The sequence below is a fragment of the Streptococcus sp. OMI750 genome, assembly GCF_047463895.1.
Classification (GTDB): Bacteria; Bacillota; Bacilli; order Lactobacillales; family Streptococcaceae; genus Streptococcus.
Genome location: NZ_JASHCZ010000001.1, coordinates 621,299 through 646,958 on the forward strand (window position 1 = coordinate 621,299; position 25,660 = coordinate 646,958).

Below are 25,660 nucleotides of genomic sequence, written 5' to 3' on the forward strand. Positions count from 1 at the left end.
TGTATCTTATTTTCATGTAACTCTTCCTGCTAAAATCGCAGGGTTTTCCCTGCATACAAGCAAATGAAAGCATGCGATTATAGACAGGAGGAAATGTTATGGAATTAATATTAAAAGCAAAAGACATTCGTGTGGAATTCAAAGGACGCGATGTTTTAGATATAAATGAATTAGAAGTATATGATTATGACCGTATTGGTTTAGTAGGAGCAAATGGTGCTGGAAAAAGCACTTTACTCAGGGTACTTTTAGGAGAATTAACTCCCCCAGGATGTAAAATGAATCGTCTGGGTGAACTTGCCTATATTCCCCAGTTGGACGAAGTAACTCTGCAGGAGGAAAAAGATTTTGCACTTGTAGGCAAGCTAGGTGTTGAGCAATTAAATATACAGACTATGAGCGGTGGTGAAGAAACAAGGCTTAAAATAGCACAGGCCTTATCGGCACAGGTTCATGGTATTTTAGCGGATGAACCTACGAGCCATTTAGACCGTGAAGGAATTGATTTTCTAATAGGACAGCTAAAATATTTTACAGGTGCACTGTTAGTTATTAGCCATGACCGCTATTTTCTTGATGAAATAGTAGATAAAATATGGGAACTGAAAGATGGCAAAATCACTGAGTATTGGGGAAACTATTCTGATTATCTTCGTCAGAAAGAGGAAGAACGTAAGAGCCAAGCTGCAGAATACGAACAATTTATTGCGGAACGTGCCCGATTGGAAAGGGCTGCGGAGGAAAAGCGAAAACAGGCTCGTAAAATAGAACAGAAGGCAAAAGGTTCTTCAAAGAAAAAAAGTACTGAAGACGGAGGGCGTTTAGCTCATCAAAAATCAATAGGAAGTAAGGAAAAAAAGATGTATAATGCTGCTAAAACCCTAGAGCACAGGATTGCGGCCTTAGGAAAAGTAGAAGCTCCGGAAGGCATTCGCAGAATTCGTTTCAGTCAAAGTAAAGCATTGGAGCTCCATAATCCATACCCTATAGTCGGTGCAGAAATTAATAAAGTATTTGGGGATAAGGCTCTGTTTGAAAATGCATCTTTTCAAATTCCGTTAGGAGCAAAAGTGGCGTTAACTGGTGGTAATGGAATCGGAAAAACAACTTTAATCCAAATGATCTTAAACCATGAAGAAGGAATTTCTATTTCGCCTAAGGCAAAAATAGGTTACTTTGCACAGAATGGTTACAAGTACAACAGTAATCAGAATGTTATGGAGTTTATGCAGAAGGATTGTGACTACAATATATCAGAAATTCGTTCAGTGCTAGCATCTATGGGGTTCAAACAGAACGATATTGGAAAAAGTTTATCTGTTTTAAGCGGTGGAGAAATTATAAAATTGTTGCTTGCTAAAATGCTCATGGGTAGATATAACATCCTAATAATGGATGAACCCAGTAACTTCCTTGACATACCAAGTTTAGAGGCTTTGGAAATACTAATGAAGGAGTACACCGGAACTATCGTGTTTATCACCCACGATAAACGATTACTCGAAAATGTAGCAGATGTAGTTTATGAAATTAGAGATAAGAAAATAAATCTGAAACATTAAATTTAAGGTAGTCGCTGGTCAGTATAGTCTGTTCTGGTTGGCGACTCCATTGTTAAAGAGTATAAAGACTTTAGATTTTATGAATATTAAAAATAGGAACAGTCAATTGAACTGCTCCTATTTTTCTGCTAAATATATTGTAGTTTTCTTATATGTATAATGATAGATTAGCGGATTCTCATCTACGGTACTTACTTCAAATATGAAGAAGTGATCGCGGTTATCTCTGGACTTTTCCTTATTGAGGACAAAGTAATTCTTACGTGAAGTCGCCATTGTTTTTAGGATATCATCAGTTAGGAAGGTCAATGGAATATTCATGTTAGAGTAGCGGTAGAAGTCACGTTCAAAATCTTGGTAGCTCTCGCTATAATAGTCCATTTGTAGGTGATTACGCTGAAACTCAAGCTGATTCATAGAGCACCTCCTCGACAAGTTCAATACTAATAATGTCTTTTAATTTCAAATTGATGTGACCTGTTGTAGTTTTTATCAAAATGAAATCTTTGGTCAGACTTGGTATTGTTCCAGTGTAGGAAACACGCTTGTTTTTTTCAATCACTTGAATGCGTGTGCGTAGCTGCCCGGCGTATACTTGACTGAGGAGTAATAATTTCTTCTCTAGTGATAAGTCAGACATGTACGTTACTTTGTTTGTATCATCAGAGAGTGCTGATGCATGTTCAGATAGGAAAAAGCCCATCCATTTTTGCATCTTTGTATCCTGGTACTCTCTTGCTGATTGAAATGGTAAATATGAACGGTCAATCATATCAAATCCTTTCTATGCAGAGGCAAGGGTTTTTTTATCAAATTGAATCGTAAAACCTTGAATTCCCCCACCTGTGTAACATTCTTTAAAGCGATTGATTACCTCAGTATAGATTATCACAGATGAGCTTGTTGGCTTAATGCTAAATGTAAATTCCAATGGTAATCGGTTTTCAGATTTAGCATGTACTAGTCGTATCGATATTTCAGTTGTTTTGAGTTTTCTCTGACGAAGTTTTGAAGTTGCTGTTTCAACGATTCCATGTAAAAATCTTTCAAGCATTTCAATATCATTACATCCTTTGCTACGGATTTCTGAAAATTGTACTGTATTTTTTTCTTGTTTCATTTTAATCCCTCCAATCCACCCGCGGAATGACCACCGATAAGTTTACTGCGTTCAATATTTCTGGAACCTTCAGTTAGGACGGTTCCTTTTTGTATGGCTAAAAAACCAAACTGTTCTCTGACAACATCAATAGCTGTCTGAAGTCTATTATCTTTTTCAATTTGTTCTACATCATCAAAGAGTGATAGTAGAGTATAGCTTTCATCTACGAAGCCACTATAAGATACACCAATTTGTCTCACTGCACCAGAGGTGTATTTTTTCGGAATAATACAAGTACATGACTCACCATTGTTTTGGGGAGATTTGCGGGTTCAATTTTATTCTGAGCATTTATAGATTTTTTCATCTCAGTCCTAGAATAGCCAATATGAATAGAAACGACAGTAGTCAATACTAGGGCTACTGTTCCGTTCCACAGTATCATTTAAAAATCATTTTCACACCCTTTCGTCTATTAGTATAGAAGAAAGCTCTCAGCACATGAGGAGAAATCATGAGGGATATTCTCAGTTGAATAAGTAAGAGTATAATCTACATCTCCAAAGTAGGAGTGGCCAGTTCCAGCAGAAAGACCTTCATAGGTTTTATAACTGAATAGATCGACTACTTTGTTGTCGAATTTTTCCTGTTCTTCAAGTAATCCTGAGGAATAGACGACAACTTTAAAATCAAATAAGCTAAAAACGCTCTAAAATCATTAAATTGATATAAAAATGTTTTTTATTGTCAAAATATACAATTAAAAAAATTTCCAGTTTTTTTAAAATCACTATCTCAGATGACAATTTAATCAAAATATGATATAATACAGAAAAAGTAAAAATAACAAAAGTAACTTACAAAAGTAAAAGAAAAAAAGTAAATAGATAGCCACGGCGGATATTCCTTTCATTGTTTAGAAGGAGTTGCTGTGGTTATCGTTGTTGCTGAGCTAATTAATTGCTCTTATTACTTAGATGAAGTTACTTTTGTTATTGAATTAATTCAAATAATAATAACGATCAATGAAAGTACTCATCGATATTCCCTTTATGCAGTTTAGAGCACAAAGGAAAATGGTACTGATTTGATCGTTTTTTTGTGTATTGACATCCTAAAACCCAGTCAGAACCTTCAGTCATATTAAACAAGGAGATAACATGAGATTTGTTGTATATAAACATTCACTAGTTTTAGGTGATAACAACATCGTGACAAAGCAATTTATCGTTCTGAAGCACGATGACGGCAACTTACAATTTACTGATTTTCATCGTTATGTTAAATCTACTTCAAGAATCAAGTCTATTTCAGATGATGGGAATAAACGCTTTTCTTACGTTGTTAAGTTTCTAAATTTTATATTTGGTACTTCTGGACTTAAAAGTATAGATCAACTTACACTTGAAATGGTTAGAGAATTTTTTACGCTTTATGGATTATCTCAGTTACCAGGAGATAGAGAAAAAAGAAAGAAAAGCACCGTTGAAAAATGCGTAAATGCAGTTCTTGACTTCTTAACTCTTTATTTAAGTGAGCGAGAGGGAAAGGCTAAGTTAAAAGCAGAAGAATTGTATTCTACGACAACTTTTACGAATAGTAGAGGACGGGTTATAAAGCGTAAAGAACCAAATTTTGAAATATACGTAAATGATAGCAACACTGAGAAAGCTATTTTTCGTGATATGCCAAATAGTGCTTTTGAGATGTTATTTTCTCACATAGCACACTATCATAAAGATCTACTCATGGTTGTGGCCTTGGGAGCCTTTGTTGGCTTAAGACCATCAGAAGCATGCAATGTAAGACGTGAAGATAGTCCTCTAGGGCCAGGTATTTTGTTTCACCAAAGTGATGGGCAAGTATTTAAGATTGAGATCGATCTACGAAAAGAAATACCTCTCCGAAGCGATTTAAAGCCAACTGGACGGATTAAAAAGGAAAGACTTCAAGCAGTACCTTATATCTTTCTGGAGGTCTTTTTAGACACTTATAATGACTATATGACTTATCTGGAAGGTAAGAAGTATGAGAAGGATTATGGACCTTTAAATCTTAACAGACGAGGAAAAGCATTATCATACGATGTATACTATCAACGATTTCGTAAGATTATTCGCGACGAAATGATCCCAATCTTCTTAAAATCTGATGATGCAGAGGTTGTCTTTTTTGGGCAGCTTTTGCAGGAGCATAATATTTCCCCACATATTTTCAGACACTGGTACACGACACAGTTAGTATTATCTGGGGTTTCTGAAATAAGTGAGCTTATGTCAGCAAGAGGTGATAAATCGCCTGAGAGTGCTTGGGTTTATCTACAAAACAAAGGAGAAATCGCAAAACAATATGGTCAAGTTAATAATGGTGTTTTTGACTATATGAATTGGCGAGCAAATGAACTTTTTGGTGATAAGTTAGAAAGGTAATGTATGACTTATTCAATTAAATCTTTGATCGAAAATCTGTTAAGTGAACTCGGAAAAAACGATATACAGTATAAAGGCAAAATTAGTAAGTTTTTAGTTGATAACAATTGGTTTAATATTGAGATTGATTTGGATAACTATTCTATCTCAGATAAAGATGCTCAATTATTAATAGAAAAAATAACCAATTATCTTCTTGGACCAACTGGTTTAGCAGGAATTCAGCCTATATTTAAACAAAAATTCCCATTAACTTACAAATATTTTCAGCAATACTCAGAAGATAGCAACTTATCTAAGGAAAACATGTTTTATGTTCAAGATTTTCTTGCTTTTTATCTTAAAAGAGATTTATTTCTCTGTAATGATAATGAGATTGAATTGTTGGTTGAAGAAGCAGTATATGCACTTGAAAAGCAAAAAGGCGAAGTTTTTATTGATTTTTTAAAGTGGTTAATGAATAAAATGAGATGTAACTATCACAAAAGATATGAATTTACACCTCGATACACATTAGAACAGGAGACTAACGCTTATGAGTTAGACGAATATTTAGAATTACTGTATTTTCTTTTTAATGACAATTACATTAGAAAAGAAGATATGCTTTATAAAGCAGCAATCTCAAAAGACTACGCAGATACCTGGCTATTTCTAGCACTTCATTTTATATGTGCGCTACGTGGAACAGATTTAGAACAACTTGGACATCCACAACTTCCTAGAACACCGAAAGAAGTTCTAAAATCAGTTAGAAGTGGTAATTGGAGTAGCAGTGAGGCAAGAAGAACTCTTTTAAGTATTACAACTCGTTTAACTTATTTAAATATTACTCCAAACAAAACAAAGCGAACTAAAAATATTAGTCAGATTAAATTTCAGGTCCCTGAGAGTTGTCAGGTATTGATTGGAACGTTGTTGGCTATCTGTGAAGCTCATTATCAGTTGAATAAAGATAATAATGATGAACCTTTAATTCGACAAATAAAAGAATATAAACGAATTAATCGATATATGGGGAAAGAAATTGGAGACTTATTTCTTGAAAGGAATTTTAGTTCTAGATCTGCAAATAAATCCTATCTTCAAACTGTTGCCATGTTAGCAGATGATGTTTTGCAAGAAAAATCTGAGTTAAATATTAAAGGCTATTTTTTAGCCGCATTAGCCCGTAGCCATAAAGGTTCATTCGATGAATTTGCACAAACTACAACAACGTACCTAAAAGATGCCCAACTAAGCCAGCTTAAACCAGAAATGGTTGCGAGAGAACTATTTGAACGAGGTGTTTTATCTATGATTCCATCAATGATCCTGACGATTGTAACTAGAGGAAAGTATAAAGAATTAAGTCCTAGTCAACAGACTCAGATGATTAAACAGTTAGATTTGACACCAAATGAGATTGAAAAAACATTGGCTTTAAGCATTCAGGCAGAAGTGAAATCGCAAAAGGCATTAAAGATTTTGGTAGAAGAAGAAGCAGAGCCTAATCAACTTCTTACTATTTGTCATCGTATAGGAAACGGTGAAGCCTTCTCAAAACAAGGTGAAAGCATGTGTCTTTTATCTGCGCTTGGAAAGATTTGTCCATATGACGATAGGCAACATTGCATCGGTTGTCATTATGAATTACAAACGAAATCTACTTTATTGTTATTAGTAGGAGAATTCAATCGTTTGAACAAACAATACTCTAGAGTTCGAACTGATTTAGAAAAAGGTAAAATTCGGAGTATTTTAGAAGAACAAATAAAACCTTGTTTAACTGAAATGTTGCAAGCTTTATGCGAGCAATATGGAGATGACGTGTTACATGATTACGAAGAAATAATAAAGGAGTTAATAAATTGAACAATCAAGCTAAACTTTTTAAAATTGAAAATTATTTTGAAACTTTTGACCGTGATTGTGTTCTGCGAGCAAAAGAAGTTTTCGATGACTATTTTGATAAAGGAATTATTCTAAGTTACGATTTTGATCATAAGAAATGGGAAACTACAAATGAATATGCCAATATTAGCCTGTTTTTTAACATTTCTGAATTTCAATATAGGAGATTTTATCAATCATTTTTTCAGTTGTCTTATAAGGAATTTATCAATTACTTAAAAAGTTTTATTGTTTTCTCAATGAAACAACATGTTTTAAAAACTTTACAGCTATTTCTAATGGATATTAAACAAATTATTAAAAATACAACCAAAGATACGTTTTTAGATTTAGAAAATATTTCTGTAAAATTTCCTGGTTTATGTATTGACTTTTTCTCAAATCTTCCCTGTTCAGATGATAGTCAACTAAATCAACTATTGGAGCAATTAGATAATAAATTAACTATCAACCTTCAAAAAAAGCAGAGGTCAAAACAGCAAAGACAATTAGCGCAATTTCAATCCTATTTTACTTTTAATGACATTTTAAATGATTATTGGTCTCAAACATTATCTAAGAAAGAACGTCTATTTTATTATCCATTGTATCTCTGGTGGCAGATTACAGCAATTTTACCTTTAAGGCCAAGAGAATTTCTTTTAATACAAAGAAACTGTTTAACCGAGAAAGATGGAAAATATTTTCTTACATTAAGGAGAAATATAATCAAAGGAAGGGATCGACTTGTTGCACATAAAATTTCTGAAGATTATACTTTGAATACTTATGAAATTACTAATTCATTAGCTTCTGAAATAAAGACTTACCTCAAACTTACGGAAAATAATAATTCTACTAAATTAGATACATTATTTGTGACTGATCCTCATTATAACCGTTGGGGTCGTCGAACAGGTGTTAATAACCGATTTTTAACTTACACTAATCTCAATACTATTTTGAGGTATTTTTTTAATGAGATTATTTCTCAAAAATACGGTTATCAAGTTAATTATTTTAGTTTTCCAGCTAGATTAGATGAAAACGAGATTAATTTGATTCATATTGGGGATACGAGACACATTGCAATGATCAATTTAATTGCAGAAGGGGCTAGTCCTGTTACAGCTATGCTTTTAGCTGGTCATGAAGATGTGACAACTTCATCTCACTATTTTTCAAATTTAAGCCAATTTATTGAATGTCGTAGTTATCAAATGTATCGTAAACTAACGAGTAAGAATACGAATTACACCATAAGTAAGAGACAGCCATTTTATACAGCACAAGGACAATACATCACTTTAGAAAATAAAGGACGGTGTTACTCACCCCGCTTTGCGAAAGGTGATTATTCAGATTGTCTGAAAGTTATTAGTGAGCATGCAGAACTAGGTGCTTGTACGAGCTGCCCTTTTTACCGTAAAGCAGGTAAAGATTATTTTTCAATGGATAAAACATTTAAAAAGTCAGTTGATGAAAAAGCTATGGTTGTAGATGAAGCGATTAGAAAAGTTAGGCAAGGGAAAGGTCATATTGAAGATATTGGAGAAGCTTTGTTGAAATTAAAAACAGTTAGCAATACCTATCAAGATTACTTAAATGCTAAACAACTATCTTTAGAGGAGAATAAGTCTAATGGCTAGAAAGAAATCAATTTCTGATGATGAATTGATTCATTTGTTTGAACAGTATTTAATTTCCCAGTGTTCCTGTGATTTAAGCTTGGTAAAAATCCCTCGGTTTGGTGACTATGTTAGGAATAATGGCTATCAAAATGTTGCGGATACAACCATTAGACGTAATAAAAGATTCAGGGATTTTTTAAAAGAAAGTGAAATTAAATACCAAGATGAAAATTATGAAGCTGTAATTACTTATAAGACCATAGATCCTGACAATTTTATGGCAAAAAATCGTGCTCCAGGTGCTATGAAAAGAGCATTGGTGGAAATTAGCCAATACTACAAGAAAATAGCAAACATTGCGGCCAGCTATAAACAAGAAGCAGATAAGTTACGTAGTTTAAATTCTGAACTACAGTCAACTAATGAAGATTTAAAACAGAAGCTACAAAGAGAAAATGAGTTAAGTGATGAGAATCAAAAACTATTACAAATAATCAAAACAAGTGTCTATCCAGAAATTGCGAATGAGCTTTTAAAAGAAGAAGGATTGTTAAAATATTCTCAAAAGGTTATCAGTGAGGATTTCCTAGCAGACAATATCATCACCGCTGATTCAGAAATAGATTTTCATTCTGGTGGTCTTATTGAACAAGAAAATCCTCAAAAATCAACTAAAGTGGTTTCTATTAAAAACTTACTAGACAGCAAAACTAATTATAAATGAGGAAAGAAATGAACAAGAAAGTTAAAGATAATCCAGCTATTTACATGTACTGGGATCAAAAACGAAATGTTCTTGACCCCAAAAAATTATCGTCAAATAGTTTAAAATATGCCTATTGGTCTTGCCCTTATTGTCAACACCATTGGGAAGCGAAAATCATTGATGTGCAGCTTGACAGTTATGAATATCTTAGGTGTTGCCCCCATTGTGGATTAGGTGAACGTTCCATTGATGAAAATGAGAGCGTCCTTCAGGTTTATCCCGATTTCAGAAATTATATAAACTACAGCATTGAGCGAGATGAAGAATTAGATGAGAAACTTCTTACCTTGCCGTTCAATAGTAAAAGAAAATTCAATTTTAAATGTCCGACGTGTCAATTAAGTTGGAAAGATTCTGCGACAAATAAGAGGTTATTTCAACTAACAAGTGGGGATTTATTTCATTTTGGCTGCAATGAAACTTCCTATCATTGCGATTACAAATCAATTTATCCAAATTTAGCTAAAATCTATAGCGAACATTTAAACAAATTTAAATTTAACGAACTGAAGCTGAGTTACAATATAACAGTACCTATCCATTGGGAATGTGATAAGTGTCATTGCAAATTTGAATTATCTATTGATAGATTATTGAACCGAATTAAAAGAAGTGGTCATTACTGTTTGGAGTGTCATTCTTCATTTGAAGAGTTATTGGATAAAGATTTTGATGTTTCTCCTCTATCTTTTTTAAATTCTTCCATGCTCAAGGAGTGGTCTAAAAGGAACAATAATACACCTAATCAAGTTGATGTATTATCTAATGTTCATGTGTTATGGGAATGTACGAATTGTCACGGAGAGTATTCATGCTCACTATTTGAAAAAACAGATAGGTCTTGTCCATTTTGTTCAAATAGAGAAAAACTTCAGGATTTTAATACACTAAATGAAACACATCCCTATTTGAGGGAATTTTGGGACCTCAGTAATGAAAGGGATTTTTCCGAATATTGGTTTAAGTCAAATAATGTAGTTAGTTGGGTTTGTCCTTGTTGTAAAATCAACTTTCAATGTAGCCCAGCCGAAATGATCAGTCGAACCGATTTAGAAAATCAAAACTTTCAAACATGTCCCAATCAATGTGACTGGAGGACTGAGGTATTTAAAAATAATATTTTCCTTAAAGAACCAAAACTCATCAAAGAATGGAGCGATAAAAATAAAATTCCTATTCATTTATCTCAGACAACAATAGAAACGAAAAAATATTGGTGGGATTGTTCAAAGTGTCATGGGACATATTTATGTTCTATCCCAATTCGAAGAGAAGTTTCTCAGTGTTGTCCTTTCTGTAACAACGATAAGCCTCTGAATGGGTATAATACATTTGATTATTTGTACCCTGAACTAGCAAAATTGTGGGCACCAAATAATAAAGTCTCAATAGATAGTTTTGTTCCATTATTAACTGAAAAAAGGTTTTATTTATGGCGCTGCAAAGAATGTAACTTCGAATTTCATGAGCGCTTCAGCATTATATTAAATAAGTATTTAAATTCCGAGACAAAAGATCTTAAAGAAATGTGTCCATTTTGTGCAGAATTAAAAGAAAGACAAGATAATATCTCATTTGAAGATTTGATGAACGAGTGGGACTATCTTAACAATCTTATTCTAGGGGATCCAGAAAGAATCCCAAATAATACGCAATTAAGATTTTGGTGGATTTGTAAGAATAATCCAGAGCATCGTTATAGAATGGCTATTGTAGATAAGATTGCAAATGTAAAACGATCTATCGAGCCATGCATATTTTGTAAAGGGCGTAGACGAAAAAGAGAACATTTTGTTCCTTATAGGAAAATTTAAAAAACAGGTTCAAATTTGAACTTGTTTTTTATCATAGATTTTTATAAAGTACATTATTTTAAAAGATTGTATTTTTAGTTTTCAAGTAGATAGTGTACAGAATTTTAGTATGCGAAAGATTTAGTTTTCACGGGAATAAAGTACATTATTTCGAGAAAAATTTTTTCCAGTTAAAGATGAGATCCTCTATAACATCTTTCCGAAAAACTATAATTTTCTTGAAAAATATATCTGGCTATGCTATACTACTAGTATAGAAAGATTTGGAGAAAAACATGAAACGCGAGATCTTATTAGAACGTATCGATAAACTCAAACAAGTCATGCCTTGGTACGTCTTAGAATATTACCAATCAAAACTAGCCGTTCCATATAGTTTTACGACCTTATACGAATACTTAAAGGAATACGATCGATTTTTCACCTGGGTCTTGGAATCTGGTATATCGGATGCTGACACCATGGCCAATATTCCCTTAGACGTTCTGGAGCACATGACCAAGAAAGACATGGAATCCTTCATTCTTTACTTGCGTGAACGTCCTCTGCTCAATGCCAATACGACGAAAAACGGGGTTTCTCAAACAACCATTAACCGTACCCTTTCGGCACTTTCTAGCCTTTATAAGTATTTGACTGAGGAAGTTGAAAACGAGCAAGGGGAACCTTATTTCTACCGTAATGTCATGAAGAAGGTTGCGACCAAGAAAAAGAAAGAAACCTTGGCTGCTCGAGCTGAAAATATCAAACAAAAGCTCTTTTTAGGGGATGAGACAGAAGGTTTTCTCAACTATATCGATCAGGAATACCCTCAGACACTCTCAAATCGCGCCTTATCTTCCTTTAATAAGAATAAAGAGCGTGATTTAGCCATCATTGCACTCCTTCTCGCTTCTGGTGTTCGTCTCTCCGAAGCAGTTAACCTTGATCTTCGAGACCTCAATCTTAAGATGATGGTGATTGACGTCACTCGAAAAGGTGGAAAACGAGACTCGGTTAATGTCGCTGCCTTTGCTAAGCCTTATTTAGAGCAATATCTCGCTATTCGAGACAAACGTTATAAGACAGAGAAGACCGATACAGCCCTCTTCTTAACCTTGTATCGAGGGGTTCCAAACCGGATTGATGCTTCTAGTGTTGAAAAGATGGTGGCCAAGTATTCAGAAGACTTTAAAGTCCGCGTAACTCCCCACAAACTACGCCATACATTAGCAACTCGTCTCTATGATGCAACCAAATCCCAAGTTTTAGTCAGTCATCAGCTAGGACACGCTAGCACACAGGTAACGGACTTGTATACGCATATCGTTAATGACGAACAGAAAAATGCCTTGGATAGTTTATGAGATACATAATATAAATTATGTAATATTTTAGCGTTAGAAAAAGAGCGTAGGATTTTTTATCGAATCTTACGCTCTTTTATTCTTTCTATAAAAATTCGATCCAATAATTACGGTGTTGCTCAATAATGACTGGTTTTCCCCAGAATGATTTTAGATAGGCCAAGTTTGCAGGAGTGACAGGTCTTTTTTCACCATTGAACTTCTCTGCACTCTCTTCCGTTAGAAAGCATTTAACTGCTTCATATGGTGTACCATCGCTCGCTATTCGGTCAATTCCTAAATACGCAATTTCATCACCGGCTTTTGGAATATCTGTAAATAGTTTACCAATAAAATAAACCGTCTTATCTTTCATTAATTCATAAGCCCTACTATTTTCCAGTCTGTTATTCGCTGCAGCGTACATAATACAAAAACTATCTACAATATCTTTCAAAGGCATTAATTCTTCTTTGCTGACGATAATTTCGTCGGGAGCAAGTCCACCAAGGATTAAATTTTTATAATGAGGTTGCTGGATGATATTATCTAAAGCCATTCCTAATGGTAGTTGGACAGCTTGATAGCCTAATGGTTCTAGCTCTTGCTTTTTCTGGTCAAGGTGTTCTTGTGTAATACTGATATTCAAATCATATGGACTGGAAGATTGTTGCTTGCTAAAAAAAGCCACTACTATACGATCTAACTGTTCAAATAGACCAAGATTTTCAACTGGAATTTTCATCATCGAATATGATCCTCTTTTTTGTTCAGATTTCCTCTATATTTTACTCTCATTATTTTTGAATATCAAGTTTAAGATAAAAGATATCCATGTTAAATGGATATCTTTCACTTTATTCAACAACTGCTTCGGCAATTTCTTCTGCAGTGATTCCTGCGAAGTAACGGCCTAGGTTAATGGTTTGTAGGGCTTTAAGAACGTCTTCGCGTTCGTATTTGACACCACGAAGGACATCTTCTACTGCTGCTACGTCTTCGATACCAAAGAAGTCTCCATAAATCTTGATGTCTTGGATTTTGGATTCAATAACATTCGCGAAGATTTCCACCTTACCGCTAGGGAATTTAGTGCCACGACGGACATTGTATTCAGGGGACTTCCCATAGTTCCAATCCCAGGTACCAAACTTGGTTTCCTTGATACGGTTGATCTCCGCCAATTCTTCATCTGAGAAGACATATTCTGTCATCTCAGGATATTCTTTTTTCATGTAGTCCAAAAGCAGGTCACGGAATTCTTCAACAGAGATCTTTTCTGGCAGCTCATCGATAATATTAGTTACTCGAGCACGGACGGATTTAACCCCTTTGGACTCAAACTTATCTTTAGATACCTTGAGAGCATTGGCAAGGAATGACAAATCAACGTCAAAGAGAAGGCAGCCATGGTGCATGATCCGACCATTGATGTAGGCTTGGGCATTCCCACAAAATTTCTTACCGTCGATTTCTAAGTCGTTACGGCCTGTAAATTCAGCTTTAACACCAAGTTCAGCCAAGGTGTTGATCACTGGAGTTGAAAAGCTCTTGAAGTCAAAGGCCTTGTTTTCATCTTCTTTTGAAATGATTGTATAGTTTAGGTTGTTCAAATCATGGTAAACAGCTCCACCACCACTGATTCGACGGACTACTTCAATTCCATTTTCACGAACATAGTCACGGTTAATTTCCTCGATGGTATTTTGGTGACGACCTACAATGATAGATGGTTTGTTAATCCAAAGAAGGAAGATTTGATCCTCGTCCAAAAGGTGTTTAAAAGCATATTCCTCTAAAGCAATATTAAAAGCAGTGTCGTTTGAATGATTGACAATGTATTTCATAAGATACCTCCTAATACGATAGAGACTGGAAAATAATTCCAGTCTAGTCTATCTATTTTTATTTTTTCTTAGGTGAATGGATGGCCATTCCAAGTACATCCGCAAAAGCTTCGTACATCACTTCTGAGAAGGTTGGGTGCCCATGGATGGTCTTGAGCATTTCTTCTACAGTGATTTCCATCTCAATGATAGTAGAAGCTTCGTTGATCAATTCAGCAGCTGCTGGACCAATGATGTGAACCCCAAGAACTTCACCATATTTCTTGTCAGCAATGACTTTAACAAATCCTTGAGCCGCATCTGATGCAATGGCACGTCCGTTTGCGGCAAAATTAAATTTACCAATTTGGACATCATATTTCTCACGAGCTTGTTCCTCTGTCAAACCAACAGCCGCAACTTCAGGAAGTGTGTAAATAGCTGCAGGAGTCAAGTTCAATTTAGCAACATGGTGATTTCCTTTAAGGGCATTTTCAGCAGCAACTTCACCCATACGGAAGGCAGCGTGGGCCAACATCTTCGTACCATTGATATCACCTGGCGCATAGATACCTGGAACAGACGTTTCCATGTATTCATTGACCTTGATACGACCACGGTCTAATTCAAATTCAACTTCTCCAATTCCTTCAAGATCTGGAACACGACCGATTGAAAGAAGAGCTTTGTTTGCAATGATATCGTCTTTTCCTTCAACCTTGATACGGAGTTTGCCATCTTCTTCAATGATTTCTTGCAGTTTAGTATCTGTCAAGATCGTCATACCCTTGCGCTCAAGGATCAAACGAAGGTTCTTAGATACTTCTGCATCCATGGCTGGTACGATCCGGTCCATCATTTCGATGACCGTAACCATAGAACCAAAGGTCATGAAGGCTTGACCAAGTTCGATACCGACAACCCCACCACCAATGATCACAAGGCTTTCTGGAACTTCATTCATATCCAAGATGTCATCACTAGTCATCACAAGGGACGATTCCATGCCAGGAACGTTAATCTTGCTGACTTTTGAACCGCCAGCAAGGATGATTTTCTTAGTTTCAAGTAATTCAGAACCATTGACCAAGACATTCTTATCCTTCGTAATGGTACCAATCCCCTTATGAACATCAACTCCGTAGCTACGAAGAAGTCCTGCAACACCACCAACCAAAGTATTTACGACCTTGTTCTTAGTTTCAAGAACCTTGTCCATATCCACTGTGAAGCTAGGATTGTCAATGATGATCCCACGGTTTGCCGCATGACCGATATTTTCAATGATTTCAGCATTATGTAGGTAAGTCTTAGTTGGGATACATCCGCGGTTCAAACATGTTCCACCAAGTTCAGATTTCTCAACAAGAGCAACCTTACCACCTAATTGAGCTGCTTTAATGGCAGAAACATAACCAGCAGGTCCACCACCAATAACAACGATATCATAAGCATCATCGCTCTTATTGTCATCATTTGAAGCACTTGCTGCAGCTGGCGCTGGACTTGCTTCTGGAGTAGCTGCTCCAGCTGTTGGGATGTTCTCCCCTTCTTCACCAAGGTAACCAATCACTTCTGTTACAGGAACAGTCTCGCCGTCCCCTTTTAAGATAGCAATCAAGTAGCCATCTTCTTCAGCTTCCAATTCCATGCTGACTTTATCTGTCATGATTTCAAGGAGAATTTCTCCTTCTTTTACAAATTCGCCGACTTTTTTATTCCACTGAACGATTTGTCCTTCGGTCATATCTACGCCGGCTTTTGGCATAATTACTTCTAAGGCCATTTTATTTCCCTCTTTTTCTTGTTTCTATTCTCTCTCGTTGATTAGACCAACATTGAAATCGGGTCTTCAATCAAGGCTTTCAAGTCTTTCATGAATTTGGCACCAGCCATACCATCGACAACGCGGTGGTCAATGGTCAAGCCCAAGCTCATGATTGGACGAATGACGATTTCGCCATTAACTACAACTGGTTTTTCAACAGTTGCGCTAACCCCAAGAATGGCAGAGTTTGGTTGGTTGATAATCGGTCCAAAAGATTGAACACCAAACATCCCCAAGTTACTGATAGTAAAGGTTGAATTTTGCAATTCGCTTGGTGCTAATTTACCGTCCAAGGTACGTCCGATAACGTCCTTGAAGGCTACCACCAACTCTGATAAACTCATCTTTTCTGCGTTATAGACAACCGGTGTCATCAGTCCATTGTCCATCCCAACCGCCATAGCCAAGTTGACATAGTTGTGAGTGATGATGGTTTTGCCATCTTCCGTCAATGACGCATTGATGTATGGATGTTTCATCAAGGTCTTAACCACTGCTAGAGAAAGCAGATCCGTAACAGTGACTTTCTTGCCAGTGGCTTCCATGATTGGATCCAATACCTTCTTACGAAGGGCCAACATTTGAGACATATCGACGTCATAGTTCAATGTAAAGGTTGGTGCTGTCAAATAAGATTCCACCATCCGTTGAGCAATCACCTTACGCATTGGTGTCATCGGAATTCGCTCGATTTCACCATAAGGTGTTACATTATCAGGAGCCTCTTCTACCTTCTCAATTTGAGCAGGTGACTTAATGGTCTCATTCTCAATATTTTCAGGAAGGAAAGCAAGGACGTCCTTCTTCATGATCTTACCACGATGACCAGTTCCTTGAATCTCTTGCCAAGCAATATTGTGTTCTAAAGCAATTCGTTTTGCAAGTGGTGAAATGCGAACCACATTTGTGTCTTTATATGTTTCCACGTCTTCTTTGTGGACACGACCGTTTGCGCCTGAACCAGAAACATCATAGAGGTTGATCCCAAGATCATCCGCTAATTTTCTAGCCGCAGGAGTCGCTCTTAGCTTATCATCAGCCATGACCTCTCCTATTCTATACTAAGATATCAAGGACGTAGAGGACAAAGAAAAAATAGGAGATTGACGATGTGTTCGATGAACACAAGGAAATCTATCTTTTTTTCACAGGCCTCCGTCCGGATTCAATTATAAGATACTAAGGGCGTTAAAAGTCAAAGCGAAAATAGGAAACTTGACGAAGAAACTTTAGTTTCTAGGAAAGTTTATCTTTTTCACACAGACTTTAGCCCGAGTTCAATTATATGATGCAAAGGGCGTTTAAAAGCGACCGAAAATAGGAAATCTACGCAGACTTCGATGAAGTCAAGGAGATTTATCTTTTTTCCGAGCTTTTAGCCCGTGCTCTAATCTAAGATATCAAGGACGCAGAGAACTTTGCATCGATAGATACAAAGTTTCCTCGTCTAATTTAATAATTGTTACATAATTTATGTTATGTATTATTCTTTATTATACGTTTTCCGAATGGCATCTTTGATGCTTTCAACTGTTGGAATCATTGCATTTTCAAGGTTTTGTGCGTAAGGCATTGGCACATCTTCCCCCGCACAACGACGGATGGGTGCATCCAGATAATCAAATGCTTCTGATTCAGAAATGATAGCTGAAATTTCACTGATATAGCCACTTGTTTTATGGGCATCATTGACAAGGACTACTTTTCCTGTTTTCTTGACAGAGTTAATGATGATCTCTTTATCGAGTGGAACCAAGGTCCGTGGATCTACTACTTCTACTGAGATGCCTTCTTCTGCCAATTCTTCAGCAGCTTGCATCACGCGACGAAGCATTTTCCCGTAGGTTACGACAGTGACGTCAGTTCCTTCGCGTTTGATTTCTCCGACACCAAGTGGAATGGTATAGTCGGGATCAACAGGCACTTCCCCTTTTTGGTTGAATTCTGATTTGTATTCAAGAATGATAACGGGGTTGTTATCACGGATAGAAGACTTGAGAAGTCCTTTCATATCCGCTGGAGTTCCTGGAGCAACAACTTTCAAACCAGGAATATGGGTGAACCATGATTCCAAAGATTGGGAGTGTTGAGCTGCAGATCCAACTCCGTTACCAGCAGCACAGCGAACGGTCATCGGCACTTGCCCTTTTCCACCAAACATGTAGCGCGTCTTCGCAGCTTGGTTGACGATAGCATCCATGGCAATCACTGAGAAATCCATGAAGGTCATATCAACGATTGGACGAAGTCCGGTCATGGCTGCACCAGCTGCTGCACCTGAGATAGCAGCCTCCGAAATTGGACAGTCACGAACACGTTCTGGACCGAATTCCTCTAGCATCCCTACGGAAGTTCCGAAGTCTCCACCAAAAACTCCGACATCTTCCCCCATCAACAATACGTTTTCGTCGCGACGCATTTCCTCAGACATAGCAAGGATAATGGTATCGCGGAAAGACATTAATTTAGTTTCCATAATTCTCTACTCCCCCTTAGTCTGCGTAAATATCTTCGAAAGCTGATTCGAGTGGAGGGAATGGGCTTTCTTCCGCAAATTTCACTGAAGCTTCCACTGCTTCTTTCACTTCTTCTTGGATCTGATCCAATTCTTCTGCGCTCGCAATCTCATTTTCAAGGAGATACTTGCGAAGATTTTCGATTGGATCTTTCTTCTTCCACTCTTCGACTTCTTCACGGGTGCGGTATTTACCAGGATCAGATGAAGAGTGACCAAGCCAACGATAGGTAACACTTTCAATCAAGACAGGACCTTTACCAGAGCGAACGTGTTCAACAGCTTTTTGGAATCCTTCATAGACATCAATGACGTTGTTACCATCAGGAATAAACATTCCTGGAATGCCGTAAGCAGCACTACGCTCATGGATATGCTGGACATTGGTCATTTTCTTAATGTCAGCAGAGATTCCATAACCATTATTGATACAGTAGAAAATAACTGGAAGATTCCAGATCGAAGCCATATTGACCGCTTCATGGAAGACACCTTCGTTGGTTGCCCCATCACCAAAGAAGCAGACAACAATCTTACCAGTCTTATGCGTTTGTTGAGTAAGGGCTGCACCTACGGCAATCCCCATACCACCACCGACGATCCCGTTGGCACCGAGGTTACCAGCATCAAGGTCAGCGATATGCATAGAGCCTCCCTTCCCTTTACAAGTACCAGTATACTTGCCAAGGATTTCAGCCATCATGCCATTCAAATCGATTCCTTTAGCGATGGCTTGTCCATGTCCACGGTGGTTAGATGTCAGCAAATCGTCATCATTTAAAGCCAGCATCGCTCCAACGTTAGCCGCTTCTTCCCCAACAGAAAAGTGCGTCATCCCTGGCACTTTTCCTTTTTTTACTAACTGTGCAATTTTTAAGTCCATGCGACGGATTTCTTCCATTTTACGGAACATTTCCAATAAGAGACTTTTGTCTAATGTTGCCATTATTTCGCCTTTCTTAGCATTTATTCATACTATTTTATTCTATCTCACTATGAAAACACTGTCAAAATAAATGCTCATTTCTCTTCACAAACTAAAGCGCCTAACATACTGATAGAAATGGTTTTATGAACTATTATATAAAAGATTCACAAACTTAAATATTGAACTGCCCTTACTAATTTTGCAATAAAAAACCGATAGGAGAACACCTATCGGTAAGATTTTATTCAGCGCGTTGGCCAAAATCATGAATCATTTGTTCTAACTCTTCACGACTTGGCGTTGTTAACATGTAGAGGTAGTCCCCTTGAAGTTCCGCAAAGGCTGCAGGCATGTCTTTTTTCACTCGGAATTGATGCTGGTATTTGGCCAACACTTCTTCCTCTGAAAGGACATAGGCTGCATTGTCACGGCGAGAAGTCGCCAAGCAATAAAGAGTCTCAAATTCAGAAGTTGGGAAAGGTTCTCCGGCTACAAGGGCCGCGTAGCCTCGGTACAAGTCGATGGAATGAGCATAATTGTAGACATCGATCGTAAAGCCACCTGCTGGACGATTATTGTACTCGATCGCAATATAGTCATCCCCATCACGGAAGAACTCAATGTGGAAGAAACGTTCCTTCATGCCAAAGGCTTTAACAATCGCTTCCCCATACTGACGCAATTTTGGATCCATCTCTTTGAGAACATAATAAGAATTGTCCATTTTGTAGAGCATTAAGTCAAGTGGCGTATAGGCATAGTCAAAAGTAGTTGAGAAGACAATGTTACCATCGCGATCGACCAGACCATCGAAGGTACAAATCTCGCTAGAAGTGACGAATTTCTCAAAGAAGTACTCCGTATGTCCATCCCATTCAGCTTTAAAATGGTCGACATCTTCTGGTGTTTCAAGTTTAAAGGTCGCTGCTGCACCTACTCCATTATCAGGCTTGGCAATCAATGGCAACCCAATCTTCTTCACAGCCTTGTCGATATCTTTTTCTGCTTTTACCACAGCACCAGGAACGACAGGAACTCCTGCTTTCTTGAAGAGTTTTTTCATTTCTGATTTAAACTTGGTTTTCTTCAAATCTTTAGGTTTGGCCCCAAAGACATTAAATTGCTCACGAAGTGCCGCATCCAATTCCAACCAGTATTCATTATGAGACTCGATGCGATCGATTGGGCCGTGTTTATAGAACAGAAAGGCTGTTGCACGCTTCACTTCATCTAAGTCTTCCATATTTTCTACACGGAAATACTCTGTCAAACTTTTGCGCAAAGGCTCATCTAACTGTTCGTACGGCTCTTGACCAATCCCCAAGACAGTGATTCCTTTGTTAGCTAGTTCAATGGTGAATTGTTGGAAATTTTGTGGATAATAAGGTGAAATAACAAGATAATTCATAGAAGTCTCCTCCCTTTTTGACTTATAGATACATTTGTCCTAAGAAATATGGCATTTGCTTGCGCCACCAGTCCCAATCATGGGCTACATCGTGTCCCCATTCAGCAAACCAAGCAGGGATATTTTTGTGGTCAAAGGCTTCTTTCAGTTTGTAGAAAGATGGTAGACCATCTTGTTCCCAAGCTCCAAGACCAGTACAAACGACAATTTCCGCCTGACGGTAACGGTCGATAAACCAGCCATCATTTTGATGCCAAATGTAATCAGATGGAGAGTTTTGGTAAATTGCTTCATCCCCACCAAACTCACCAACAAAGAAACGAGCATCGTAAACACCACTCAAAGCTACAACTTTGTTGAAAACATCTGGATGTTGCAAGAAGAAATTGAGGGCATGGTAGGCTCCCATAGAGCAACCGGTTGTCATCATTGGGTCAAACCAACCCGTTTTGTGCTTAATAAAAGGAATGGCTTCTTCAATCACGTAGCGTTCATAGGCACGATGCATTTCTGCACGGTCGTGTGGGTTTTTCCAATCACAAAGCCAGCTTTCACTGTCCACACTTGAAAGGGTGAAGAATTGAACCCGTCCTTCTTCGATAAACTGAGCACAGGCATCAATCATACCAAAGTCATAGTATTCGTTATGGCTTCCACCTGATGAAGCGAAGACCACTACAGGAATCCCTGCATGTCCATAACGGTTTAAATACATTTCGCGGTTAAGTTGGCCACTCCAGTGGCTTAGATGTTCAATATTCATAGGTTCCCTCTTTCTTTATGATAAAAATTTAAAAGCTTCTAGTCCCACTTCTCTGCTAAGAAACGAAGACATTCCGGTAAATGCTCTGCCCAGGCTTCTTCATGGTGGATAGCCCCAGATTGAATCCGAATGGCGATATTTTCTAAAGCTACTCCTTGTTGAATGACATCATGATAGTAACGAAGAGATGAGTCAATATAGGCTTGCTTGATATTCCCTGCCATCAGCGTTTTATCTGTATCATCCGCCTCTTCAGTCCCCACATAGATGTAAATGCGTTGATCTGCATATAATTTTTTACGCTCGATATAACGGTCAAAAGCCTCTTGGTGCAACCAGTTGGCAGAGGAGAAGACTCCCAGACAACCGATTTGATCTTGGTATTCCAAGCCCAAAAATTGGGTAATATTTCCACCAAGCGACGAGCCAATCATGGCTGTATGTTCTCGATCAGCAAGCGTTCGATATTCTTGATCAATGAAAGGTTTGACCACTTCCATAACGAACTCTCCGTACTCAACGCCCTTGCCACCAAATTGCATTCCGGGAATATTGGACTCCTTATACTTCCAGGCAGAGTATTCGTTCATACGCTGTAAGCCATCATTATCAATCGCAACAACAATCATCCGACTAATATCGGGATTCCGCTTAATGGCTGGAATGACCTTCCAAGAGTGACCTACATAGGCTTCCTTGCTATAGAAGACATTTTGCCCATCGTGGAAATAAACTACGGGGTAGCGTCTGTCAGTATCTGTTTCATAATTCTTAGGTAATAAGACTCGCACACGACGGAGTTTTCCGGTATAAGGCACTTTCAACTCGTGTGTCTTCATATCTAAATAAAAATAGGATTTGTTCATTGTCAGAAAACTCTCTATATTCTAAATTTTATCCATTATACCATTTTTAGAAGAAAAAGTCTGGATTTTCTCCAAACTTTTTCACTTCATACACTATTTTTCCATAAACTTAGCCAAATCTTGCAAGGAACGTTCGGCAATTTTCTCATAACGTTCCTTTTTATCCCGAATGCGTGGGCCTTCCAGCTCTTTTATAATTCCAAAGTTGACATTCATGGGTTGGAAATGTTTGCTGTCAGCATGGGTGATATAGTGGGCTAAACTTCCGATAGCAGTTGTTTCAGGGAACACAAGTGCTTCTTCTCCTTTAAAGAGACGAGCTGCATTAATCCCAGCCACCAACCCTGAAGCTGCCGACTCGACATAGCCTTCTACCCCTGTCATTTGACCTGCAAAGAAGAGGTTGGCTTGTTTCTTCGAACGGTAGGTTTGTTCAAGCAGATTTGGAGAATCCATGTAAGAATTGCGGTGCATGACTCCGTATCTCACAAACTCCGCATTTTCTATACCTGGAATCATTTGGAAGACCCGTTTTTGTTCGCCCCACTTGAGATGCGTTTGGAAACCGACGATATTGTAGAGACTTCCTGCCGCATTGTCTTGGCGAAGCTGGACTACTGCGTAAGGCGTCTTAAACTCCCCATCACGAGGCCCTTTGTAGTCATCCGGATACTCAAGTCCAACTGGTTTCATAGGACCATAAAGCATGGTTTTGATGCCTCGTTTAGCCATGACTTCAATTGGCATACAACCTTCGAAATACTTTTCTTTTTCAAAAGAGTTAAGCGGGGCTTCTTCTGCATGGACCAAAGCCTCATGGAAATCCATAAATTCCTGTTTGGTCATGGGGCAGTTGAGATAGGCTGCTTCTCCCTTGTCATAGCGAGACTTAAGATAAACCTTACTCATATCGACGGTATTGACATCGATGATTGGAGCTGCTGCATCGTAGAAATAGAAGCCATCTCCACCATTGAGCGCGTGGATCTTTTCCGCCAAGGCATCGCTAGTTAGGGGTCCTGTTGCGACCACTGTGATCGCATCTGTCGGCAATTCTGTAATTTCATCGCGAATGACTTCAATGAGCGGGTGTTGGGACACCTTTTCCGTCACTCGGCTAGCAAAGCCTTCCCGGTCCACAGCAAGTGCTCCACCGGCAGGTACACGAGTCACTTCTGCTGCTTCAAGAATGACCGAACCCAAGCGACGCATTTCTTCTTTGAGGAGCCCGACAGCATTGGTTAACGAATCCCCACGAAGAGAGTTGGAACAGACTAACTCAGCAAAATTGTCTGTTTTGTGTTGCGGAGTAGATTTGACCCCACGCATTTCATAGAGCTTGACCGGAATTCCCTGTTGGGCAATCTGATAAGCCGCTTCCGAGCCAGCAAGGCCTGCACCGATAACATTGATGTAAGATTGAGACATGACACTAATACCTCTTTGGGTATCAAAACACCCCACTGGACTGTTAGACACCCACAAATCTTTCTAAATTGATACTCGGTCTATTATACCAAAAAGCTAAGTAAAAAGACAGGAAGGCTGATCCTTCCTGTCTAGGCTTAAGTCTGTTATTTTTTTCCTTATAAACACAACCAGGCTGCTAATAGGGCAGAGAGGATACTGAATAAGGACCCAATCAAATAATACTCCGCAAAGGCTGGATCCTCTGAAATTTTATTGTAGCGAGCGATGGACTTAGCTGTAAAGACTAGGCCGATCGAAGCAAATTGTCCATAGACGAGACAGGCCCCAATCACCAAACGCTCTAAAAAGCCAATCATAGAACCAGCCCCAGTGATAGTATCCATTTTCTTCTTACTGGTTGGTTGATACTTGGCAAAGAGAATTTTAAAGGCAATATTGCTTGGTTTCCCAACTAGGAGAACATAAAAAATCAGGTTTAAACTGTCCATAGGCAGATAGGTTGAACCATTCTTCGCTCCTAAAAGGACTAGACAAGTAATGATACCGATATGCAAGACTTGATCCAGCGCAAAGGTCCAGGAAGTTTTCAGTTTTAACTTTTTTTGAAGCCAGGGCTTACCATAATCTATTCCCGCATGAGTCAGCAAAATGATCAAGCAAATCCACCATAGGTCCATATGACAGAGGGAAACGACAAACAGAGGAAGAGCTACATACAGAATATGAAGGCCGAGAACCTTCTTCTCCTGATCCTTGCGATCCGCCATCTTCTGACTTTGAAAATAATAATCCGATAACAAATGACAAATCAACAAGAGGATCAAGTATGGATTCGTTACGATACTAGACAATCCGCTCATAGGCCTCTCCTTTCTCTAAGCTATGAATACAAGCTAGTGCTGCTACTCGTCCCCGTAAATAAACGCGAATACTACTACTCTTTAAACGTTTGGACAGAGCACTTGGGTTGATGGCCAGTGATTGGGCCAAGTCCTGCTGGCTAAAGGTTTCGCTATAGACAGATCTCTTTAAAAGATCAAGCAGGATTTCTTCCTGACTGTCTCTCCAACTTGAACGAATAGCCTCTCCAGAAGCGATGAGGGCGTTCACCACTGAGTCCTGGCTGTCATTACTACTCAAAAAATAAATCTGGGTGTTACCATAATCATTTTTCTGATGGACCAGATTAATAGCTGCACGAGCATTCCAATAGGCTGGACCATCTGCTCCAATACTTTGCAGGGGATCGATATCCGTTACAATCTCCCCGAGGCCAATGCCGAAACGAAGTTGTGTCGGGTTTAGTTCTGAACGCAAGGTATCGATGATTTGAAAAACCGGAGCATTCACTTCTAAAAGCGCCTGAAACTCATCTCCCAAGGTCAAAGTAAAACGGGATGCCAGGTAATCTCCAAATAATTCGTTCATCTTTTGAAGCGTTTTTTCTACCTGTTTTTGCAGGTCAAGACGTTCTTGAACCATTTTGGAATCAATGACATCTGCAATCAAAGCAAGATACATAAGCCCACCTCCTTGTGTCTATTATAACGAAAAAAAACAAAAATGTCTATTATAACAGACATTTATAAAAATT

The 25,660-nt window shown here is 38.1% G+C and carries 23 protein-coding genes; 7 read left to right on the forward strand and 16 right to left on the reverse strand.

Going from position 1 to position 25,660, the window contains the following annotated elements:
• Positions 1 to 98 precede the first annotated feature (98 nt).
• Positions 99 to 1,562 carry an ABC-F type ribosomal protection protein Msr(D) gene (gene msr(D), locus QM830_RS03225; protein ID WP_414263451.1) on the forward strand — a complete coding sequence of 488 codons (1,464 nt, stop codon included), beginning with the start codon at positions 99 to 101 and terminating at the stop codon, positions 1,560 to 1,562.
• 117 nt (positions 1,563 to 1,679) lie between these two features.
• On the opposite strand, the gene QM830_RS03230 is transcribed toward msr(D), so the two are convergent.
• From QM830_RS03230 to QM830_RS03245, 4 genes are read right to left on the reverse strand one after another with little or no spacing between them, the layout of a single operon-like run.
• On the reverse strand, positions 1,680 to 1,979 hold the full coding sequence (locus QM830_RS03230; protein WP_001072467.1) for a DUF5960 family protein: 300 nt from the start codon (positions 1,977 to 1,979) through the stop codon (positions 1,680 to 1,682).
• Positions 1,966 to 2,334 carry a hypothetical protein gene (locus QM830_RS03235; RefSeq protein WP_000567222.1) on the reverse strand — a complete coding sequence of 123 codons (369 nt, stop codon included), beginning with the start codon at positions 2,332 to 2,334 and terminating at the stop codon, positions 1,966 to 1,968. The genes QM830_RS03230 and QM830_RS03235 overlap by 14 nt, the downstream gene beginning before the upstream one ends.
• Before the next feature lie 12 nt (positions 2,335 to 2,346).
• Positions 2,347 to 2,682 carry an imsC-like protein gene (locus tag QM830_RS03240; protein WP_414263450.1) on the reverse strand — a complete coding sequence of 112 codons (336 nt, stop codon included), beginning with the start codon at positions 2,680 to 2,682 and terminating at the stop codon, positions 2,347 to 2,349.
• Positions 2,679 to 2,924, reverse strand: coding sequence for a hypothetical protein (locus QM830_RS03245; RefSeq protein WP_001813542.1), 246 nt, complete (start codon positions 2,922 to 2,924; stop codon positions 2,679 to 2,681). Before QM830_RS03245 ends, QM830_RS03240 begins: the two co-directional genes overlap by 4 nt.
• Positions 2,925 to 3,824: 900 nt before the next feature.
• Between QM830_RS03245 and QM830_RS03250 the strand changes: the two genes are divergently transcribed.
• From QM830_RS03250 to xerS, 6 genes are all read left to right on the forward strand, one after another.
• On the forward strand, positions 3,825 to 5,093 hold the full coding sequence (locus QM830_RS03250; protein ID WP_006151645.1) for a site-specific integrase: 1,269 nt from the start codon (positions 3,825 to 3,827) through the stop codon (positions 5,091 to 5,093).
• Between the two features lie 3 nt (positions 5,094 to 5,096).
• Positions 5,097 to 6,947, forward strand: coding sequence for a hypothetical protein (locus tag QM830_RS03255; RefSeq protein WP_025197155.1), 1,851 nt, complete (start codon positions 5,097 to 5,099; stop codon positions 6,945 to 6,947).
• The gene (locus QM830_RS03260) at positions 6,944 to 8,614 is read left to right on the forward strand and encodes a hypothetical protein (protein WP_006151537.1); all 1,671 of its coding nucleotides are present in this window, start codon (positions 6,944 to 6,946) and stop codon (positions 8,612 to 8,614) included. The genes QM830_RS03255 and QM830_RS03260 overlap by 4 nt, the downstream gene beginning before the upstream one ends.
• On the forward strand, positions 8,607 to 9,320 hold the full coding sequence (locus tag QM830_RS03265; RefSeq protein ID WP_006151858.1) for a hypothetical protein: 714 nt from the start codon (positions 8,607 to 8,609) through the stop codon (positions 9,318 to 9,320). Before QM830_RS03260 ends, QM830_RS03265 begins: the two co-directional genes overlap by 8 nt.
• Positions 9,321 to 9,328: 8 nt before the next feature.
• On the forward strand, positions 9,329 to 11,176 hold the full coding sequence (locus tag QM830_RS03270) for a zinc-ribbon domain-containing protein (RefSeq protein ID WP_006152013.1): 1,848 nt from the start codon (positions 9,329 to 9,331) through the stop codon (positions 11,174 to 11,176).
• Positions 11,177 to 11,451: 275 nt separating this feature from the next.
• Positions 11,452 to 12,522, forward strand: a complete 1,071-nt coding sequence (gene xerS, locus QM830_RS03275; RefSeq protein ID WP_070465915.1) for a tyrosine recombinase XerS — start codon at positions 11,452 to 11,454, stop codon at positions 12,520 to 12,522.
• Between the two features lie 85 nt (positions 12,523 to 12,607).
• Here the strand turns inward: xerS and QM830_RS03280 are convergent, their stop codons facing one another.
• The 12 genes from QM830_RS03280 to QM830_RS03335 all read right to left on the reverse strand — a co-directional run bounded on the left by QM830_RS03280 (position 12,608) and on the right by QM830_RS03335 (position 25,587).
• Complete coding sequence (locus tag QM830_RS03280; protein WP_414325620.1) at positions 12,608 to 13,249, reverse strand: hypothetical protein; 642 nt, start codon at positions 13,247 to 13,249, stop codon at positions 12,608 to 12,610.
• 109 nt (positions 13,250 to 13,358) lie between these two features.
• Entirely contained in the window at positions 13,359 to 14,348 is a 990-nt protein-coding gene (locus tag QM830_RS03285) for a lipoate--protein ligase (protein ID WP_414325621.1), read from the reverse strand.
• A gap of 58 nt (positions 14,349 to 14,406) precedes the next feature.
• Positions 14,407 to 16,113 (reverse strand): dihydrolipoyl dehydrogenase, encoded by a 1,707-nt coding sequence (gene lpdA, locus QM830_RS03290; RefSeq protein ID WP_414325622.1) that lies wholly within the window; start codon positions 16,111 to 16,113, stop codon positions 14,407 to 14,409.
• Positions 16,114 to 16,154: 41 nt separating this feature from the next.
• Positions 16,155 to 17,198, reverse strand: a complete 1,044-nt coding sequence (locus QM830_RS03295) for a dihydrolipoamide acetyltransferase (protein WP_414325623.1) — start codon at positions 17,196 to 17,198, stop codon at positions 16,155 to 16,157.
• Between the two features lie 440 nt (positions 17,199 to 17,638).
• The gene (locus tag QM830_RS03300; protein WP_414325624.1) at positions 17,639 to 18,631 is read right to left on the reverse strand and encodes an alpha-ketoacid dehydrogenase subunit beta; all 993 of its coding nucleotides are present in this window, start codon (positions 18,629 to 18,631) and stop codon (positions 17,639 to 17,641) included.
• Between the two features lie 16 nt (positions 18,632 to 18,647).
• Positions 18,648 to 19,616 carry a thiamine pyrophosphate-dependent dehydrogenase E1 component subunit alpha gene (locus QM830_RS03305; RefSeq protein WP_414325625.1) on the reverse strand — a complete coding sequence of 323 codons (969 nt, stop codon included), beginning with the start codon at positions 19,614 to 19,616 and terminating at the stop codon, positions 18,648 to 18,650.
• A 223-nt stretch (positions 19,617 to 19,839) separates the two neighbouring features.
• Positions 19,840 to 21,006 (reverse strand): ATP-grasp domain-containing protein, encoded by a 1,167-nt coding sequence (locus QM830_RS03310; protein ID WP_414325626.1) that lies wholly within the window; start codon positions 21,004 to 21,006, stop codon positions 19,840 to 19,842.
• Positions 21,007 to 21,028: 22 nt separating this feature from the next.
• Entirely contained in the window at positions 21,029 to 21,769 is a 741-nt protein-coding gene (locus tag QM830_RS03315) for an esterase family protein (protein ID WP_414325627.1), read from the reverse strand.
• 38 nt (positions 21,770 to 21,807) lie between these two features.
• Complete coding sequence (locus tag QM830_RS03320; protein WP_414325628.1) at positions 21,808 to 22,635, reverse strand: alpha/beta hydrolase; 828 nt, start codon at positions 22,633 to 22,635, stop codon at positions 21,808 to 21,810.
• 93 nt (positions 22,636 to 22,728) lie between these two features.
• Positions 22,729 to 24,063 (reverse strand): methylenetetrahydrofolate--tRNA-(uracil(54)-C(5))-methyltransferase (FADH(2)-oxidizing) TrmFO, encoded by a 1,335-nt coding sequence (gene trmFO, locus QM830_RS03325; RefSeq protein WP_414325629.1) that lies wholly within the window; start codon positions 24,061 to 24,063, stop codon positions 22,729 to 22,731.
• A 158-nt stretch (positions 24,064 to 24,221) separates the two neighbouring features.
• Positions 24,222 to 24,926, reverse strand: coding sequence for a DUF3307 domain-containing protein (locus tag QM830_RS03330; RefSeq protein ID WP_414325630.1), 705 nt, complete (start codon positions 24,924 to 24,926; stop codon positions 24,222 to 24,224).
• Positions 24,910 to 25,587 (reverse strand): SatD family protein, encoded by a 678-nt coding sequence (locus QM830_RS03335; RefSeq protein ID WP_414325631.1) that lies wholly within the window; start codon positions 25,585 to 25,587, stop codon positions 24,910 to 24,912. The genes QM830_RS03330 and QM830_RS03335 overlap by 17 nt, the downstream gene beginning before the upstream one ends.
• Positions 25,588 to 25,660: the final 73 nt, after the last annotated feature.